At 48.2% G+C, this 18,990-nt stretch carries 14 protein-coding genes; 7 read left to right on the forward strand and 7 right to left on the reverse strand.

Going from position 1 to position 18,990, the window contains the following annotated elements:
• Positions 1-237: 237 nt before the first annotated feature.
• Complete coding sequence (nhaC, locus tag QWY22_RS03940) at positions 238-1,695, forward strand: Na+/H+ antiporter NhaC (RefSeq protein WP_300983168.1); 1,458 nt, start codon at positions 238-240, stop codon at positions 1,693-1,695.
• 414 nt (positions 1,696-2,109) lie between these two features.
• Here nhaC and QWY22_RS03945 read toward each other — a convergent pair whose 3' ends face one another.
• The 3 genes from QWY22_RS03945 to QWY22_RS03955 all read right to left on the reverse strand — a co-directional run bounded on the left by QWY22_RS03945 (position 2,110) and on the right by QWY22_RS03955 (position 5,544).
• Positions 2,110-2,694, reverse strand: coding sequence for a helix-turn-helix domain-containing protein (locus tag QWY22_RS03945; RefSeq protein WP_300983169.1), 585 nt, complete (start codon positions 2,692-2,694; stop codon positions 2,110-2,112).
• Between the two features lie 244 nt (positions 2,695-2,938).
• Entirely contained in the window at positions 2,939-4,774 is a 1,836-nt protein-coding gene (locus QWY22_RS03950) for an FtsX-like permease family protein (protein WP_300983170.1), read from the reverse strand.
• Positions 4,771-5,544 carry an ABC transporter ATP-binding protein gene (locus tag QWY22_RS03955; RefSeq protein ID WP_300983171.1) on the reverse strand — a complete coding sequence of 258 codons (774 nt, stop codon included), beginning with the start codon at positions 5,542-5,544 and terminating at the stop codon, positions 4,771-4,773. Before QWY22_RS03955 ends, QWY22_RS03950 begins: the two co-directional genes overlap by 4 nt.
• Positions 5,545-5,797: 253 nt before the next feature.
• On the opposite strand from QWY22_RS03955, the gene QWY22_RS03960 reads away from it, so the two are divergent.
• The 4 genes from QWY22_RS03960 (at position 5,798) to QWY22_RS03975 (ending at position 11,424) form a co-directional block, all read left to right on the forward strand.
• Positions 5,798-9,568 (forward strand): AAA domain-containing protein, encoded by a 3,771-nt coding sequence (locus QWY22_RS03960; protein ID WP_300983172.1) that lies wholly within the window; start codon positions 5,798-5,800, stop codon positions 9,566-9,568.
• 4 nt (positions 9,569-9,572) lie between these two features.
• A complete protein-coding gene (locus tag QWY22_RS03965) occupies positions 9,573-10,346 on the forward strand; it encodes a hypothetical protein (protein ID WP_300983173.1) in 774 nt (257 codons plus the stop codon).
• Positions 10,347-10,486: 140 nt separating this feature from the next.
• Entirely contained in the window at positions 10,487-10,849 is a 363-nt protein-coding gene (locus tag QWY22_RS03970) for a hypothetical protein (protein WP_300983174.1), read from the forward strand.
• A 101-nt stretch (positions 10,850-10,950) separates the two neighbouring features.
• Entirely contained in the window at positions 10,951-11,424 is a 474-nt protein-coding gene (locus QWY22_RS03975) for a DinB family protein (protein ID WP_300983175.1), read from the forward strand.
• A gap of 66 nt (positions 11,425-11,490) precedes the next feature.
• On the opposite strand, the gene QWY22_RS03980 is transcribed toward QWY22_RS03975, so the two are convergent.
• Positions 11,491-12,066: a DUF4256 domain-containing protein gene (locus QWY22_RS03980; protein ID WP_300983176.1), complete on the reverse strand. Its 576-nt coding sequence runs from the start codon at positions 12,064-12,066 to the stop codon at positions 11,491-11,493.
• A gap of 266 nt (positions 12,067-12,332) precedes the next feature.
• Here QWY22_RS03980 and QWY22_RS03985 point away from each other — a divergent pair, with 266 nt between their 5' ends.
• Both QWY22_RS03985 and ltaS read left to right on the forward strand, forming a co-directional pair.
• Positions 12,333-13,352, forward strand: coding sequence for an SDR family oxidoreductase (locus tag QWY22_RS03985; protein WP_300983177.1), 1,020 nt, complete (start codon positions 12,333-12,335; stop codon positions 13,350-13,352).
• A gap of 399 nt (positions 13,353-13,751) precedes the next feature.
• Positions 13,752-15,710, forward strand: a complete 1,959-nt coding sequence (ltaS, locus tag QWY22_RS03990; RefSeq protein ID WP_300983178.1) for a lipoteichoic acid synthase — start codon at positions 13,752-13,754, stop codon at positions 15,708-15,710.
• Between the two features lie 405 nt (positions 15,711-16,115).
• On the opposite strand, the gene QWY22_RS03995 is transcribed toward ltaS, so the two are convergent.
• From QWY22_RS03995 to QWY22_RS04005, 3 genes are all read right to left on the reverse strand, one after another.
• Positions 16,116-17,144 (reverse strand): NADP-dependent oxidoreductase, encoded by a 1,029-nt coding sequence (locus tag QWY22_RS03995; RefSeq protein WP_300983179.1) that lies wholly within the window; start codon positions 17,142-17,144, stop codon positions 16,116-16,118.
• 200 nt (positions 17,145-17,344) lie between these two features.
• Positions 17,345-18,301 (reverse strand): ABC transporter substrate-binding protein, encoded by a 957-nt coding sequence (locus QWY22_RS04000; RefSeq protein ID WP_300983180.1) that lies wholly within the window; start codon positions 18,299-18,301, stop codon positions 17,345-17,347.
• On the reverse strand, positions 18,298-18,843 hold the full coding sequence (locus QWY22_RS04005; RefSeq protein WP_300983181.1) for a cobalamin adenosyltransferase family protein: 546 nt from the start codon (positions 18,841-18,843) through the stop codon (positions 18,298-18,300). Before QWY22_RS04005 ends, QWY22_RS04000 begins: the two co-directional genes overlap by 4 nt.
• Positions 18,844-18,990 lie beyond the last annotated feature (147 nt).

The following is an 18,990-nucleotide window of genomic DNA, read 5'->3' on the forward strand; positions in this document are numbered from 1 at the left end:
TCCTCTAACTTTACCTGTTCGGGAAGAAGAGCGTCAAAGTTTATGCACAGGAAATTACTTTAAAAGGCAAAGGAGTGGCTATGCATAAATATCAGTAAAAATAAATGAACAAATTTTCGTCATTTTAAAGCCACTCTCCTAGCGTACCGGGATATTGCTATGTGATAAAAGCCACTAGATTATTTTGAATTTTACTGTAATATGTATTAAAACTGTATAGAGTAGGGGTTATGGAGCATGAAGAACAGACAAAATGAGATTGAAACACCATTTCTACTGGCAATAATTCCATTAATTACAATGATTGCCGTAATGGCAGTCACCATTATTGTATTCGAAGGCAGTCCGCACGTGCCGCTGGCTGTCGGAAGTATAGTTGCGGCATTTATTGCCTGGCGCCTCGGCTACAAATGGCAGGACATCGAAGAAGGGGCCTACAAAGGCATCCGCTTGGCACTGCCGGCCGTATTGATCATCATTGTGGTAGGAATGATCATTGCGTCCTGGATTGGCGGTGGGGTAATTGCGACGATGATTTACTACGGCCTGCAAATCATTACTCCTTCGTTGTTCCTGATGACGATCTGCATTATTTGCGGCATCGTGTCGCTTGCCATCGGCAGTTCCTGGTCGACGATGGGGACCATCGGAGTTGCAGGGATGGGAATCGGCATGAGCATGGGCATCCCGGCTGCAATGGTTGCAGGAGCAGTCATTTCCGGTTCGTATTTTGGCGACAAGATGTCGCCGCTGTCGGATACGACGAATATGGCGGCCGGCATCACCGGAACCGATTTGTTCGACCACATTAAGCATATGACGTACACAACGATTCCAGGCCTGGTCCTGGCATTGATCGTCTACTTTATCCTGGGCCGCCAGTTTGGCGGAGGGGAAATCGACCAGGCGAACATCCAAAGCATCCTGGCATCGCTCAACAGCAGCTTTGTCATTTCGCCGTGGCTCCTGCTTGTGCCGCTGGCGATTGTCGTCATGGTCATGATGAAAGTGCCGGCGCTTCCGGCATTGATTGCGGGCGTTTTTCTTGGGTTTATGTGCCAGATTCTGGTGCAGGGCGGAAACATCGGCGATGCAGTCAATACACTTCACGATGGCTTTGTCATTTCTTCCGGCAACGAGATGGTCGACAACTTGTTTAACCGCGGCGGGATTGAAGCGATGATGTTCACGGTGTCGCTGACCATTTTTGCCATGGTGTTCGGCGGGATCTTGGAACATACCGGCATGCTGAAAGCTATTGTGACGCAAATCCTGAAAGTGGCGAAATCGGCTGGCAGCTTGATTGCCGCGACGATTCTTTCGGCATTCTTCACCAATGCGACGGCTTCGGAACAATACATATCAATTCTTTTGCCGGGCCGGATGTATGCCAGAGCGTATCAGGACAAAGGGCTGCATTCGAAAAACTTATCGCGTGCACTTGAAGACGGCGGTACATTAACGTCGCCGTTTGTTCCATGGAATACATGCGGCGTCTTCATCCTTGCGACGCTTGCAGTTCATCCGTTTGCGTATGCACCGTATGCGGTGCTGAATTACGCTGTGCCGATCATCGGCATCATCATGGCGTTTGTCGGTTTTAAAGTTCAGTTTTTAACCGAAGGCGAAATGAACGAGCTGAAAGTTAAACAAGAGCGGGTTGACCGTGAAAATGAATTGAGTGAAGGCGTGTAAAAGAAAAACCGTGATAGAAAAGGCCTCTTCAGCAGTTGCTGGAGAGGCTTTTTCTTGTCCAAAAGGGTTCGTTGCTCTGGGCGAATCCTTTACCGGTGTTTTTGGCAGTTTCTATCGCAGTTTTTGAAGTTTTAATCGGTGTTTCTGCGATTTCTATCGACGTTTTTGTCGTTCCTATCGGCGTTTTCAAACTTTCTATCGTTGTTCGCTTCAATCGGCGATTTTCCAACAGGACAAGTGCCTTGCATCGGCGAAAGCTTTTAAGCAAACCAAGTATTTAAGGAGGATGAGGAGATGGTCTTTCTGAAATTCTTGAACGGCAGCGACACAATTGATTTACCGTTTAAAGAAAGAGTGAAGCTATATTGAAAAATAAAAGCAGCTCCATCCGGCTTGGGGATGGAGCTGCTTTGTTTATACAAGCTGATAATACAAGCCGAATTGCGTGTCATACCACAGCAATTTACCATGTTTGCGTTTCGGGATGCGAGTTTGCAGTGCCCATTCCGGAAATTGCTTGACCAGCTGGATCTGATCGCCTGTGGCAAAAGCGAGAAACGAGATGTAATGGTCTTTGGTCATGGGATGGTCGCTTGTGACGAACCATTCCTGATCGCTTTCAGTAAGGGAAAGCTTTTCTTCGGCTGTCGCTTTTTTTGCCTCCAAGCTTTCCAGCTTTCTTCCGCAGCATGAAAGGGAGACGTTTCCAGTGGCAAGGGCAATATTGTGGCACGATGGACAAACAAAATAATTCGATTTTTTCATATTTCCTCCTACAAAATCATTCAGCGGCAATTCGCCGCCTAAAATATTTTCGATATTGACGCCCAATACGGCAGACAAACTTGGCAATAGCGCAATATCGGGGCAGCCATGTCCACGTTCCCATTTTGAAATCGTCCGGTCTGAAAGGTTCAGCTGAACGGCCAATTGCTTTTGCGTAAGGCCTTTTTCCTTCCGCAGCCGATAAATTAATTCTCCAACTTTACGAGTATCCATTCTTTTCTCCTCCTGCATATAATCATCATAGGGAATCGCATGAGTCTCCGCAACAAACGCTCCGTGGAGTCCAATAAGTTCGTCGTTTTCTGTATCAAAATTGACGTTGGTGAGCAAAAGTTAAAATGTTGCACATAGAGAGAGTTAACAATGCCGTCTTTACAAAGGAGCGGAACACATTAAGAAATAAAAGAACCACATCTTTAGAGATGCGGCTTTTTGATGCTAAACTCATCCAGCAGTTTTATGCCTTCGGCAAAACAAGTTTTCGGTAAAGGTGCACAGTAAAGAAATAATAACCGCCGTAAGTCACGAGGAAAATCAGCAAGGATACCCAAAGGCGGTAATACGGGTCGCCTATGACAAATGTGAAGATTCTCATGCCGATGAGGACATGCAGCAGGCCTAAAAAAGCCGGGAACAAAAAGACGATCAGGATTTCTTTAGATAAAGAAGCGGACAGGAGCTGCTTGCGCACGCCGAGTTTCCGGAGACTGTCGTAGCGGCGGATATCGCTGCCTGCACCGGCCAGGATTTTGAACATCAAAATGCTTGCGAGCATCGTAAGGAATGCGAGCCCTAAGAAAAAGCCCATAAAGAAAGTGCCGCTGGCAAAAGCGTATTGACGTTCAAACTGGGCATACTTGCCGGGGAGTCCGTCAACTACTGGATCAAAGCCGGCCTGCAGCTGTGCAAATGCTGAAAGCTGCAGGCGGTCGAGTGCTTGCCATTCGGGAATATAGTTTTGAAACTTATCGGTCCGAGCAAGGACAATCGCGATTTCTTCGCCGCCTGTTTTTTCAAAGCTTTCAAGGGGGACGATGCGCACCGGTCGAGTAGTGGCAAAAGCGGGATTGATCGTTTCAAGCGCCGTCATCCAATCGTCCGGGAGAATCGGGTAGCCGGCTTCGTCGGTTTCCAGCTTTTCAGGAAGCGGACCTGGCCGCTTTTGTTTATAGTCGATCCAGTCCACGATGAGCGGTGGATTTTCAACAAGCTCTTCTTCCGCATAGTAGATGAATTGGTCGTCCATTTTGAAACGATAGCTGAGCTGTTCGGTCAAAGAAAGGCTTTTCAAAATCTCTTCTTCGGCAGTGCTAGGATTATAAAGTGTGGCATCGTATAAGCGCTCTTGATCGATGGAGGTGACAGCATTGTTTTTGAATGCAAAGCCGCCGGCAATGGCGCCTTCCGACAACGCAATCAGCATGGCAATTGTCGCAAGCACCCATTTTAGGTCATTGAGCCGGAAACTGAGCTGGGACAAGGTAAAGGCGTTGATGCCTTTTAAATTAGCACGGTTTCTGCTTTTCCATTTGCGGATGATGACGGGCAAAAGCGAGCTGAACAGCAAGTAGGTGCCAAGCGTCGTCATGACAGGCGCTGTGAAAAGCCCCACAAACCGCAGGATTTCCATGAAGAAAAGTGCCGCGTAGCCGATGCCAAGAAAGACAAAGCCCAGAACGATGAGCGGCCAGGCAGCCTTCTTTGGCTTTTCGGGAATAAAATCGTTTTGCACAGCTGCCTGCAGCAAGCCGATAATCGAAGCTTTCGCCAACTTGGAACTGTGAATAGAAGAAGTTATAAGAGCTGCAAGCAGGAAGTATGCACTTGTCCAGAAAATGGCCGGCAAATAGACGACTTTGAATGCGGTGAATTCGACATTTAATTGATTCATCAAAAGCGCAGAAACCATTCCGGAAAAGGCAAAGCCGAGCAGGAGGCCGGCTGCTAGTGCAAAAGCTGTGATGCTCAAAGTTTCAAGCAGAAACACGCGCTTCAGCTGATATTTTTTAGCGCCAATCAGCTCATACAGGCCGAATTCCTTTTTTCGGAGCGACAGCAGGAATGAGTTGGTGTAAAACAAATAGAAAAAGGTGATGACGAACAACAAGGCTGCACCTACCACGAACACCAATTGAATATGGTTAATGACGGTATTCTGCGTGATGAATTCCTTGTTCAAGGCTATCGCCAGAAACATGTAAAAAACGGCAACGGAAATGATCATACCCGTAAACAAAATCAAATAATCCCGGCGGTTGCGCTGCAAGCCGTTTAATGCCAATTTCCAGATCATCTGCGGCCACCTGCCACAAGCTCGCGGTCCATGCCGCCTAGCACTTCCAGAATGTCCCGGTAGAATTGTTCGCGTGTACCGGTGGAATGGAGTTCTTGTGCAATGGCGCCGTCTTTGATGAACAACAGGCGGCTGCAATGGCTTGCGCTGAGCGGATCATGGGTCACCATCAAAATGGAGGCGTGCTGTCTGCGGTTCAACTCGGTTAACGTATTCAATAATGCTGCGGCGTTTTTCGAATCCAAGGCACCGGTCGGTTCGTCGGCAAGAAGGAGAGCCGGATTGTGGACAAGTGCACGGGCAATAGCGGTCCGCTGTTTCTGGCCCCCTGATAGCTCCGCCGGGTATTTCTTCAATATGTCATTGATGCCAAGCAGCCCCGCCACTTGCCGGACGGTTGCCTGGATTTTTGGTGCAGCTATGTGCTGGAGCGAAAGCGGCAGCGCAATGTTTTCGAAGGCGTTCATCGTTTCCAATAAATTGAAATCTTGAAAAATGAAGCCGAGCTGCCGGGAACGGAAATCAGACAGCCCGTTTTCATCCATCACAGACAGCGAGACGCCGTTAATGGTGATGTCGCCTTCAGTTGCCGGATCGAGTGTCGCAATCATGTTCAAAAGCGTTGTTTTGCCGGAACCGGATGGCCCCATGATGCCGATGAATTCACCTTCTTTCATGGAAAAGGACAAATTGCGGATAGCGGTGTATGTGCTTGCCCCTTTTTTGCCGTAAATTTTCGAAACATTAGTTGCGCTTAAGATCGTGTTCATGTTTATTCCTCCAGTCAGTGGGATGGCTTTAAGCATAAAGGGAAAACATGAAGAATTAGTGAGGGAAAATATGAAGGGTTTCTTAAGAAAACCGGAAATGGAATTTCCGCATTTCCAACCCGCTTTTTTAATTTGTTCAAAGTTCCGAAACCTACTTGCCCAAAATAGATGATATGATGTTTAAATGACAAAAAGATCAGGCGGAAATACTCGACGAGAGATTTCTTCAGTTTTACAGAACAGGTGAGATGAAATGGTATTAGCAAAAGCAGATACATACAGAACTTCCCTAAGAATGACGAAGACCGCGACGGAAAAGATGAAAGGGTTCGGAATCAGCGAACGCTCGGTTTTCCAGGCGGACGGCGCGTTTAACGTCTTTATCGAGAGGTATCCTTCCAATCCGGATGCCTCTCTTTCGGTTGCGCTGATTTTCGGCCAAACGGAGAACAGCCGTTTGACGGACAAAGAGCTTGATGGGCTCGTCGTCTTCCACTGCGTCGTTGCAAACCATCAACTGCTGGTAACGAATGTGACGCTCCGAAAAGCGTACGGCGCGCTCGGGACGAACTGGCAGCGCGAAGAGTCGATCCGGTTTGACAACTCCCGCGACCCGGCTCCGGTAGCGCTCCTCAATTTGATCAACCGCATGACGCCGGCGAAGGAAAAATCCGATTACGTGAAAAAGCGGATTTCGAGCTGGGAAGGCTACTTGAAAATCCAGGAGCGCGGCATGGACATTCCGGATATTAAAACGGGTTATTCGAAACTGGCGTTCAGCCACGATTTCAGCCGCATTACTTTGACCGGCTGCCAAATGAAAGACACCGAGTGGAAAGGGCTGAAAAACTTAAGCGTGCGCTTGGCCGGCATCGACGGCGATGTTGGAACGGTCCTTAAGGCATCAAACCGGATCATCGAAATCGAACTGCAAAACTATGTCGTCAAACAGCTGCGCGACAAAGAACATTCGCTGGCGAAAAAAGAAGTTGTCTTCAGCAATTTTGCAGCGCTCAGCCAAATCAGACGGCTGCGCCAAGGCTTCACGAATCTGGAAAAAGGCCATGCGGTGAACCCGAACCTCGACCGGCTGTTGTTTGAAGAAAAGCCGCCGGTGAAGCCGGTCAATCCGATTGGAAAGCTGCCGTTCCACAACCGGTTGAATGAGTTCCAGCAGCGGGCGGTCACCGGTGCGGTTGCAGCGGAAGATTTGTATGTCATCCAAGGGCCGCCCGGAACCGGAAAGACGACCGTTATCGCGGAAATCTGCCTGCAGAATGCCAGAAAAGGATTGAAGACGCTCGTTGCCTCACAATCGAACTTGGCGGTGGACAATGCGCTCGGGCGCTTGTTGGCGAATAAAGACATTCGCATCCTTCGCGTCGGCCGGACCGAAAGCATCGAAGAAGAAGGCAAAAAATTCATCGAAGAAAACGTCGGCCAGTATTGGAAAGACAATACCTTAAAAGAAATCACCGCTCAGTACGAAATGCGCAAAAACCGCGAGCCGGAACTGGAACGGGAACTCGCGGCTACAAAACAAGCTTACGAAGAGCTGCAGCCGGTTTTTGAAAACCTGGCGCAAGCGGTGGAAACGAAAAAAGCCGCACAAGGCAAGCACCGTACACTCGAAAAGCTGTTGGCTGAAGACCAGAACAAGCTGGCAGCGTTTGAGCTTGCAAAGCAAAAAGCTATGCAGGAGCAGCAAGGCACCGAACAAAAACTCCAAATGCTCGAAGAATCCATCCACAGCCAGCAAGCTTTGATGGACAGCAAGAGCCTGCAATGGTTCGAGGATGAACAGAACCGCATTTCACATGTTATCGAACAGCTCTATAGTGCCTTGCGATTGCGAAAATTGGAAGAAGAATTGGCTGTTAAAAAGCGCGACGTTGCTGCCATTTTAGACAAGCGCGAGCAAGTGACCGCAGTGATCGATGAGAAGAACGCCTTGGCGGCAAACACGGAACGTGTGAAAAAGATGGACGGCTTGCTGCAGGTGATGAACGAACAAAAGATCGAAGAAACGCCGGCGATTACGTTTGGCATCAATAAACTTGAAGGAATCCGTGAAAAGATCAACGAGTTTGAGAAACTGCGCGCCTACAACGAACAGTTTGCAGCAGCGATTTCCTATGTAGAGCCGCTGCTGACGGGTGCGCATGTGCCAGTAAGTGAATTGAAAGAACAAGCTTTAGCGAGACCTGAATCATTCACTTCGAGTGACATGGATTTCTTTTTGGAGCGCTTGAGAACGGTGCTGAAAAGCACGCGGGGTGACGAGCCGGGTGTATTGGAAAAAGCGCTCACCGGTTTGTACAAACGGCAAAACAGCTTGTGGAGAAGAGGCGCGAAGCTGAAGTCGGCGGAAGCGTATATCGAAGATTCCAAGCGGGCATTCCAAGGCGTGAAAAAAGCGGTATGCGACGAGCTCGTTAAACAGCAAGCGTATTACCTGGAACTCGACCGGAAATGGCAGGCGGACCTGGAACGGAAGCAGCAAGAGCTTGAAGCGCTGGAACAGCAATGCCGGGAGCTTGCCGTTGCTATCGAAATACCTTCCGATATTGAAGGAACCATCCGTGAACGGAAAGCTGAACAAGCTGTTCTCCTGGAAGACCAAGCAGCCTATGAAAAGGCCGTGAAACAGAGTGGCCAATTTGAAACGGAACGTACAGCGGAAACGGCCGCGTTGGAAAAACAAAAAGCCCGAACGGCAGAAATCCAGTCGGAAATGGAAGCGGTACAAGAAAGATTGTCGGTGAAAGAACAAGAACGGGCTGCTTTGCAGGAAATCCTTGCAACTCATCCGGAAAAGGAATATGAAGAAACGGCGAAAAAAATGGCGAGTTTGTCGTTTGATCTGGAATCGCTCAAGCAGGAAAAGAAAAACCTGCCTTTGATGCAGACGATCCAAAAGAAATGGCTCGATTTATTGAAAGATGCAAACGATCACGACTTGGACGAAATCCGCAAATTGTACATCAAGCATGCCAATGTAATCGGGACAACGTGTGTCGCTTCTGCGCGCAAGGACTTCATCGACAATTATCCGGAATTTGACGTCGTCATCATCGACGAAGTATCGAAAGCGACGCCGCCGGAACTGCTGCTGCCGATGCTAAAAGGCAAGAAAATCATCCTGGTCGGCGACCATCACCAATTGCCGCCATTGCTCGGGAACGACACACTGGAAGAAACGCTTGAGGAAATGATCAAAGAAAACAGCGGCTTCGAAGAAAAGCGGGAACTTGAGAAACTGTTGGAAGAGTCTTTGTTTGAGCGCTTGTACAAAAACTTGCCGGACGCGAACAAGACGATGCTTGCCATCCAGTACCGCATGCATGCGGACATCATGGAAACAATTACGCCGTTCTATAAAGGCGAGAACAAGCAATTGCAATGCGGACTTCTCGATTCTGACCGGGAACGCGATCATTTATTGGAATCGAACACCGTGAAACGCAGCAATCACTTGATGTGGCTTGATGTGCCGAACGAACCGGCGTATTTTGAAGAACGCATGAGCGGCGGGAAAAGTCTGTATAACTCAGCCGAACTGCGTGAAATCAGCGCACTGCTAGTGGAAATGAACGACGCAGTGGCGGAAGCAAAAGCAGCCGGACGAATTGCCGCAGACGAATTGAAAAGCGTCGGCGTGATTTCGTTTTACGGCGAACAAGTCAAACGCCTGCAGCGCATGATCGACCAGGAACTGCGCTTGCCGCATTTGACGATCCGGACAGGAACCGTCGACCGCTTCCAGGGAAGCGAAATGGAAGTCATCCTGCTCAGCATGGTGCGCAACAACGGGAACAGCCATGGAGATATTGGCTTTGCGAAAGACTATCGCCGCCTGAACGTGGCATTGTCGCGCGCCAAGCAATTGCTGGTGCTGGTCGGCAGTTCGTCTATGTTTACGCAGCGTGCGAAAAAGAACGAAACGAAACAGATGTACCGGCATGTACTCGAAACCGTAAAACGGAAAAATGGCCTGAAGCTGGTGCAGGAAAGCAGGGGATGAACGTATGGAGAAACTGAAAAGCGAATTGCGGTCGAACCTGCTTGCTGCCTCGGACGTGTCAATCACCGACGAACGGGTTTGGAAACTGCCGGTTGTGCTTTACGATGTTAGTTTTGATCGCGTGAAGCGCTTGAAGATGGACATCTTGATGAAGATGCTGCTGTTTGCGTTTCAGGAAACGGAAATCCGCCGAGCCGCAACACTCGCGGATATGCTGATGGTAGAGGAACTGTTTGTCCGTGACTTGATGGAGAAGATGCAGCGGACGGGGTTGATTGAACTTCAAAAGAAGGGCTATGGGCTGACAGCGAAAGGCTTTGATTACCTGGAAAAAGGCATTTTTGATGAAGAGATGGAAGGCGAAGCGACCGTGATTTCCTTCAGTGCCGTGCACGATGAGTATTTGCTTCCGTCCGACCACATGCATCCCGAAGCGGAAGAAAGAATGCCGCGTTACCGCTACGACGGGGTACGGGGCACCCTGAAAAAAGAGCGCATGCAAAAGCTGTTGGCGAAGGAAATGGTATATCCGGCAGAAGACAGTTTCCAGATCATCGCCACGGACATCACTGCCTGCATCGAGCAGGAGACGGTGTTCGTTCCGTGCCTGGAATTCCAATTGTACGACCGGAAGCAGGACATTTTTTATGCCCGCGTCTGGAATACGTTCAAAGGCAGCTGGGACGAAACGCTTGCCAAGCAAATCGAAGAGCGCGAAGTCGTGAAATGGCGCAAAGTGATGGAAGAACGGGAAGCGGTACTGGCCAGCACTGAATAAAATTCAAAAGGAATCCGGCTCATTGCGATGAGGCTGGATTTCTTTTTTGTATAAAAGACAGAAAATTTAGAATTGACACCACAGCTGTTTATCGAAATACTGTAAATAGAAAGCCAGCGAAATCAGAAAGGGTGAATGTGGTGAAGAAAACCATTTTCGTAAGTGATATTTCTTCAATTAAATACAACCATTTTTCATTTAAAAACAAAAAAGACGTCATCAAAGAGTACCCTTTTGTCGTTAAAACAGCTCCTGACGGCAGCTCTTATCATTTTGATCAAGAGGATCTGGCTGCAATGAGCAATTACGAAAAGGATCTTGCGCCGCACGATGAGAAAGACAGGCTTACGAAAACTGAATACATCGGAAAAATGAAAAAGGAATTCTACCATCAAATTCGTTCGGGAAATATGGATGAAATCCTCGCCTTTTTATACAAACTGGAAAATAAGGATTTTGAATTAAAATGGGGAGGGATGATAGAACCCAAATTCAAAACTTAATGGCGGATGGTCAAGGAGAAGTTGAAAAGTAATAACAACTTCCAACAGAGTGAGATATCTTCCGTTTCTGAATTGAGATTCTTAGTTAAAGGGGATAGAGAATGAACCCATATTGTAAAGGCATCATTCAACAAATGGATTTGGCGGTTGACTCGGTTATTAAACTAATGGACACGTTGAGCGATGAAGATTTGCTGAACAAGCCGAATGCGGAGAAATGGTCGATTGGAGAATTGTTGGCGCATATGTCCGTTATAGGCAAAGCCGATTTCCTGATTGGTTTGGGAGCATCGGAGGAAGAATTGGACCAATATTACGAGGAAACAGCACCTCAAATGAGTTTGAAGTCCATTGCTTCTACTTTAACGGGGAACTACGCTTATCTGCGGAATGGCATGGCGGAAATGGAAGAAAAGGATTTGCAGCAGGTAACGACTTCCTTTTTCGGGGCTGTCCACTCTAGATACGAGTGGCTTCTGGATACGCAGGCGCATTTTTATCATCATCGCGGCCAGCTGCACGCCATTCTGGTCCATGTGCTCAAGCGGGAACCGAACGTTCAGTTGTTCGAATGAGGCCGTGGGTTTATAGAATCGAAAAGAGCTTCCAGGGAGACGTACATCCTCCTGGAAGCTCTTTTTTTACACTCTCAATGAACCACGGAATCCTCTGGCTGCATAATAGGAATCCGCGCCGTTATGGTACAGGAAGACTTGCCCGTAGCGGGAGTCGCAGAACAAGGCACCGCCGCGGTCCCGAATGTCGGGAGGCGTCTGGACCCAGCTTGATGTTTTCAAGTCGAAGTCGCCAACTTTCTGCAGGCTCCGGTATTGTTCTTCCGTCAGCAACTCAATGCCCATGTCCGCTGCCATGCCGACTGCGCTGTTTTCGGGTTTGTTTTTCTTGCGGGATTCGAGCGCTTCCGGGTCAAAGCAAACGCTTCTCCGGCCGTCCGGGCTTTCTTTGGAACAGTCATAAAACACATATTCATCTTTCGCTTTGTCATACTCGACAACATCCGGTTCGCCGCCTGTCCGCTCCATTTCATGGAGCGACCACAGTTTATCCGGATTGGCTTCAAGCTTTTCCTGGATTTTCGGCCATTCCAAAAATTCGTGGCGGTCGATGTGCTTCTCGAATCGTTCCTTCAAAGTGTTGAGCAATTCGTAGCGCTGTTCCGATGCTAAAGGTTTATTCGTCTGATCAGTTTTTGTCACGCTAATTCCTCCTTGTTGTTCTTGATGCTCTTAGTATATAAGAAAAGGCGCTTGTTTAGGTTAAAATCCTGATAAATTCCAAATGAACTGCATTCCGGTAAGCAAATAGTTTATATAGAAGAAACTGCAGCGGCCCCTTTTTCGATATAAAGGATTGTCTGGCTCCACTGCAGAATACTATAGGCAACCAGTAAGTGTAAGGAAAGTAAGCAGCCATGGAGTCCCGGTAAGGTCTAAACCACCTAAACGAAGAAAGGGGAAATACGATGAAAATCTTGATTCTCGGAGGCACCCGTTTTCTCGGGCGTTTTCTGGCCGAAACAGCCCTTCAAAAAGGGCATGAAGTTAGCTTGTTCAACAGAGGGAAATCGGATCCCAACTTGTTTCCGGAAGCAGAGAAATTGACCGGAGACCGGGACGGCCAATTAGAAGCGCTAAAAGGACGGACATGGGACGCGGTAATTGATACAAGCGGCTATTTGCCATGGCAGGTCAAAGATTCGGCGGAACTGCTTCGTGATGCAACCGGCCACTATACTTTCATCTCCAGCGCTTCTGTCTATGCCGAGCTCGAAGGACCCGGAATTGATGAAAACCATGCAGTCGGGCAATTAAAGCCGGAAAAAGTGGAAGAGCTGAAAGGGATGGACGCGGCGCAGGCGATTGGCGCCCATTACGGAGAGCTGAAGGTGTTATGCGAACAGGAAGTGGAGCAAGCTTTTACAGGACGCAGTTTGATTATCCGGCCTGGGCTTATTGTTGGCCCCTACGATTTCACGGACCGTTTTACTTATTGGGTCAACCGCATGAAAAAAGGCGGGGAAGTGCTGGCGCCTGGGCGAAGAGACAAGGAAGTGCAGTTTATTGATGTCCGCGATTTGGCGGAATGGATTGTGAAGATGGTCGAAAGCCAAGAAACCGGAACGTTTAATGCGACAGGGCCGGAAGAGAAGCTAACGATGGAACAGTTTTTGGAAGGCTGCAAGTCAGCAGCAGAGAGTGACGCCGAGCTGGTCTGGGTGGATGAGCACTTTTTGTTGGGGCACGGCGTAGCTGGCTGGTCGGACATGCCGCTCTGGATTCCGGATGAGGAAAACATGGCCGGATTTCTTACCGTCGATAGCCGCAAAGCAGTGCAAGCGGGATTAACATTTCGTCCGCTAAGCGACACGGTCCGGGACACGCTTGCCTGGGAAGCGACGCGCACCGTTTCGGAGCGGAAAGCGGGGCTCGATCCACAAAAAGAAAAAGCGGTGCTGGAAGATTGGAAAGAACGGGCGCTTTAAACTGCCCTGAATGATAGTCAAACAAAGCCAACACGATGAAAAGAGTTTCTATGGGATATTTTTTCTGTAGGAGCTTTTTTCATTTCTATTAATAAATTTAAAGAACTGGAAACTATTTAGGCGTCCTGTGCGTCCTATGAAGTTAAGAAAGCTTTCATTCACCCATGAAGGAAGTCACGAATTCACCGGAATAGGGGTTTTAAAGACGACAAAGCGGGTAAGTCCTTCTGCGCATTTTGAAGAAATTAGGGACTTTAAACTATCATTCCTGCCAGTTGTTTAGTAAAATAGAATTTGTCATTCTTTGTAAGAATCTCTCGCTTGAGGTATCTGGCTTCAAGCTTTTTTAATGTCCTGTCCGAAAGATTCCTGTGAAGACCACTAATGAGAAGGTGTATTATGAAAAATATGAAAACAACTACTAAAAAAATAACAAACAAGTTTGTGCCTCTTTTCCTGCTGGCAGTAGTCATGATGTGGATGAAGACATACTTGACCCAAAAAACTCAATTTAAACTGGATGTCGACGGCGTCTTGCAGGAGTTCCTGCTGTTCATCAACCCGCTCGGGTCCGCGCTGCTATTATTAAGCTTGTCGCTATTGTTTAAAGGGAAACGGAAATACATATCGCTTCTATTCATTTACGTCGTTATGTCCATATTCCTATATGCGAATGCGGTGTATTACCGATTCTTTAGTGATTTCCTGACCTTGCCGACTTTGTTCCAAACGCAGAACTTCGGCGATCTGGGCGGCAGCATCGTTACGCTGATCCAGCCGACGGATCTTTTGTTCTTTGTGGATGTCGCACTGCTGATTTATCTGGTCTTTTCTAAGCGGGTGCCAAAAGAAACGAAAAACTTCAAAACGAAAGCGGTCATTCCAGCGATTACGATGGCATTGGCAATTTCGTTCTTGAACTTAGGCCTGGCAGAAAGCGACCGTCCCGAATTATTGACGCGCGGCTTTGACCGCAACTACATCGTGAAATATTTGGGGATGTACAATTACGCCCTTTATGACACGGTGGAAACCTTGAAATCTTCTTCCCAGCGCGTACTCGCTGACAGCGATGACGGCACGGAAGTGGTCAACTACACGAAATCCAATTATGCGAGCCCGAACGAAGCGTATTTCGGGGCAGCTGAAGGCATGAACGTCGTTTACCTGCATCTGGAATCGTTCCAGACCTTCTTGATGGATTATGAATTGAACGGAGAAGAAGTGACGCCGTTCCTGAATTCATTGATTGGCGAAGAAAATACGATGTACTTCGATAATTTCTTCCATCAGACAGCGCAAGGCAAAACTTCGGATGCCGAGTTCATGCTTGAAAACTCGTTGTTCGGTTTGCCGAAAGGTTCCGCGTTTATCACGAAAGGCCAGAACACTTACCAAGCCGCTCCTGCTTTACTGAAAGACAAAGGCTATACGTCTGCAGTCTTCCATGGCAACAACGGCACGTTCTGGAACCGTTCTGAAATCTACAAATCATTCGGCTATGACCATTTCTTCGATATCGAGTCATATACGAATCTGACCGACCAAGACATGGCTGAGTACGGCGTAATGGATAAGCCTTTCTTTGAACAGTCGGCACCTCTTTTGGAGTCATTGCCGGAACCGTTCTATTCGAAATTTATCACAGTCGCCCACCATTTCCCTTATAAAATCGATCCTGCATTGACAACGATCGAAAAAGCGGCAACGGGTGATGCCAGTGTGGATAACTATTTCCAGACGGCTCGCTACGCAGATGAAGCGATTGAGCAGTTCTTCACACAGCTGGAAGAATCCGGTTTGGCGGACAACACGATGGTCGTCATGTACGGGGACCATTACGGGATTTCCGACAACCACAACGCGGCCATGGGCCAGTTGCTTGGAAAAGAAATCACACCGGTTGAAAACACCAAGCTGCAGCGGGTTCCGTTGTTCATCCACGTACCGGGTATGGAAGGCGGCGTCAATCATACGTACGGCGGCCAAATTGACCTTCTGCCGACTGTGATGCATTTGCTTGGCGTTGACACACAAAACAACGTCCAGTTCGGTACAGACCTATTGTCTCCGGAACACGAAGAACTAGTGACATTCCGCAACGGCGACTTTGCGAGTCCGGAAATCTACGCAGTCGGCGAACAGTTCTACAACCCGGAAACGGGCTTGCCGATTGAAGATGAAAAACAACTGGAAATCGCAGAAAATCTGCAAGAACACGGCACGTATGAATTGCAGTTGTCTGACCGCGTGGTCAACGGCGACTTGTTGAGATTCTATACACCGCCTGGTTTCGAGCCAATCGATCCAGCGGACTACAACTACCAGGTAGATCCAGCGGTTGTGGAAGGCGAATAAACGAAATAGAGGTGTCCCGAAAACCGGATTTGACGGTTTGTCGGGGCACCTCTTTTTTGACTAAATAGAGAGCTGAATTTTTAGAAGAATGAACATTAACAAGTACCTTGCCTAATCCTTCACTTCAGGCGGACGCTTTCCGCGGAGCTGGCCTCAGCTTCCTCGTCGCTTCGCTCCTGCGGGATCTTCGGCTCATCCTATTCCCGTTGGTGTCGCCGTCTTTCGTTTCGGATTAACGGGGATAACTGAAAACTTAAAGCAAATGAAATTAAGTTTATGGGAAATGAAGTAACCACTTTAATTCTTGTGATAGCGGCTTAATCATCTGGCCAGGACTTCTGGGCAAACTAAAGGAAGCTGCACTTGATCAAGTGCAGCTTCCTCTTTATTCATTATTTTATTCGATTACAGTTTTGCAATTTCCGGATCGGCGACTTTTACGAGCTGTTTGCCGAGGTTGCTGCCTTCGAATAAGCCGAAGAATGCTTCAGGTGTTTTTTCGAAACCTTCGATGATGGTTTCTTCGTATTTCAGTTTTCCTTCTTGCAGCCATTTGCCAAGAGCGACAGCGCCGGTTTTAAAGTCGTGCGCGTAATCGCCAAGTGTGAAGCCTTTCATCATGGAGCTGGTTGTAATGAACTTCCATTGAATGCGCGGTCCGATGTCTTCGCCCGGTGTGTTGTAGGACGAAATGGTGCCGCATAGCACGACGCGTGCTTTGTTGTTGAGTTCCCAGATGACGGCATCGGATACCGGGCCGCCGACGTTGTCGAAGTAAACGTCTACGCCGTCCGGCAAGGCATTCTTCAAGTCTTCATTGAAGCTGTCTTTTTTGTAATTGACCGCTGCATCGAAGCCAAGTTCGTTGATCAAGTAATCCACTTTCTCATCAGAACCGGCGATGCCGACTGCTCTTGCACCTTTCAGTTTGGCAATCTGCCCGACAACGGAACCGACTGCTCCAGCTGCGCCAGAAACCACAACGGTTTCGCCTTCTTTCGGTTGGCCGATATCGAGCAATCCGAAGTAAGCGGTCAAGCCGGTCAAACCGAGGATGCCGAGGCGAGTAGTGATAGGCGCTATTGCCGGATCCACTTTTTGTACGGAATCCGCTTTGGCTGTGTTATACTCCGCCCACGCAAGGTTAGCGGTCACGATGTCGCCTTTTTGGAAGCGGTCGGATTTCGATTCAATGACTTCAGCCAAGATGCCGCCTGTGATAGCTTCGTTCAATTGATAGGGAGCAATATACGATTTAACATCTTTCATGCGGCCGCGCATATACGGGTCAACAGACAGATAAAGTGTTTTTAACAACAGTTCATCGGTTCCGAGTGAAGGGATTTCTTTGTCGACAAATGCAAAATCTTCATTTGTAGGTGTGCCTTCCGGTCGGTTGATCAAATGGATTTCTTTGTATGTGTTTGGTGTCATGAAAATTCCTCCTCTAATTTTGTTCGAAAAGAAGCGTAACATGGTTAGCGAGGCGAATCAAAAATTATAACCCGGCAAGCTGATATTGTTGCAGATGGCTTACGGGTGTGGTATTGGTAAAAATTACATTGAAAAAGGCACTATCCAACCTGCCCAGGGGCGATTCGGATAGTGCCTTTTCATCAATCATTTTTAAGGCCTTATTGTTCCATCAGTTCCGGATAAACGGTTTCTGCAACCAACTGCACGGCTTCGCCAATGCGCGGACCGGGACGTGAAGTGATGTCTGAATCCACGAAGTAGACATCGCCGTCTTCAATGGCTTCGACAGTAGACCAGCTTTCACGGGCTTTGATATCGCCAATGGCATCTTCCACGTAAGAAACAGTCGTCAAAATCACTTCCGGATCGCGTGTAATGACTTCTTCCTCGGAAATGTTCGGCCAGCCTTCCAAATCTTCAAAAACGTTTTCCACTTGAGCGTGATTCAAGATTTCTTGCTGGAACGTCGATTTTCCGGTTGTGTAAATTTCAGGAGAAGGGCTGATTTCCATATATACATCTTTCTTTTCTTCCACTGCCGCTAACTTATCCTGCACATCCTGGATCTGTGTTTGGATGTCTTTGACCAATTCATCACCTTTTTCTTCCGCTGCAAGAACAGAAGCAATTTGTTCGATGTCTCCGTATACTTCATCAAACGAAGTGGCGGACTGAATCACGAATACGGGAATATCGGCATCTTCCAACTGGGCAAGTTCAGGTGCCACTTCGCCCGTAGAATAAGCGAGGACCACATCAGGCTTCATCTCCAGGATGCGTTCAGCATTGAAGGCGACCGAGTCGCTGACGCGTTCGACTTTCTTTGCTTCTTCCGGATAGTTGTCGTAATCGGTTGCGCCGATCAGTTTGTCGCCTTCGCCAAGGGCATAGACAATTTCGGTGTTGCTTGGAATCAGGGAAACGATGGTTTCAGGCGCTTGTTCAAACGTGAGTTCCTGGCCGCGGTCGTCTTTGACTGTATAGGCTTCACTTACTTTTTCTTCAGCCGGTGCTTTGTCGGCTTCTGTCTTGTCTGCTGCTTCATCCGATTGGCAGGCGCCGAGCAGGGCAGCGACAAGAATGGTGGGGAATAAAAGTATCGATTTGGTTTTCACGGTGTAGTCTCCTTTTTCTTTGAAGGTCTGGTTGGATAGGATTTGCTGACGAACGGAATTTCCGCTATGCCGTGCTGTTTGTTGACGTATACAGCCATCGCGAACAATAAATTGGCAAGCAAGCCGGCATAGTCCATCAGATGCTCCGGTACGTCGCGCTCTAAGCTCACCTTGTGCAAGGCGCGGACAGACTTTTTCGCTTCGCTGCGGCATACGTGCAGGACGGTGGCGGCGTGCGTTCCTTGCGGCAGGACAAAATGGCTGATTTCCTCTTCAACTTCGGCGACATATTTGTCGTACATCTCGCTCAGTAACGCCAAGTCTTCTTCCGTCACCGCCAGTTTTCCGCGGACGGAACCATTTAAATGGTACGCCATCGGCTGCAGGTAACGGAGGTCCTCATAGACCATCGGCACGTCTTCCGTTAAGGCGATGGCTTCGCCGATCCGGGTCGTCAATGAATCGGTCCGGATTTCAAAATCCACGGTTGAAGCACTTTCCCGCATGAACGGGTAACAGACATAACGAATATCTTTTTTCACAATTTCACCTCCACGACCTGGATTGTGTAAATATCAGCAGACGCATCGCTTTCAGCAGAACACAAAAAAGCCACCCTAATGTAAGGGTGGCACAAAGACTATTATCAGACCGCAAAAAGCTGCCAATAGAAAAAGTTGCCGTAGATC

This window comes from Planococcus liqunii (assembly GCF_030413595.1).
GTDB classification, from domain to species: Bacteria; Bacillota; Bacilli; order Bacillales_A; family Planococcaceae; genus Planococcus; species Planococcus liqunii.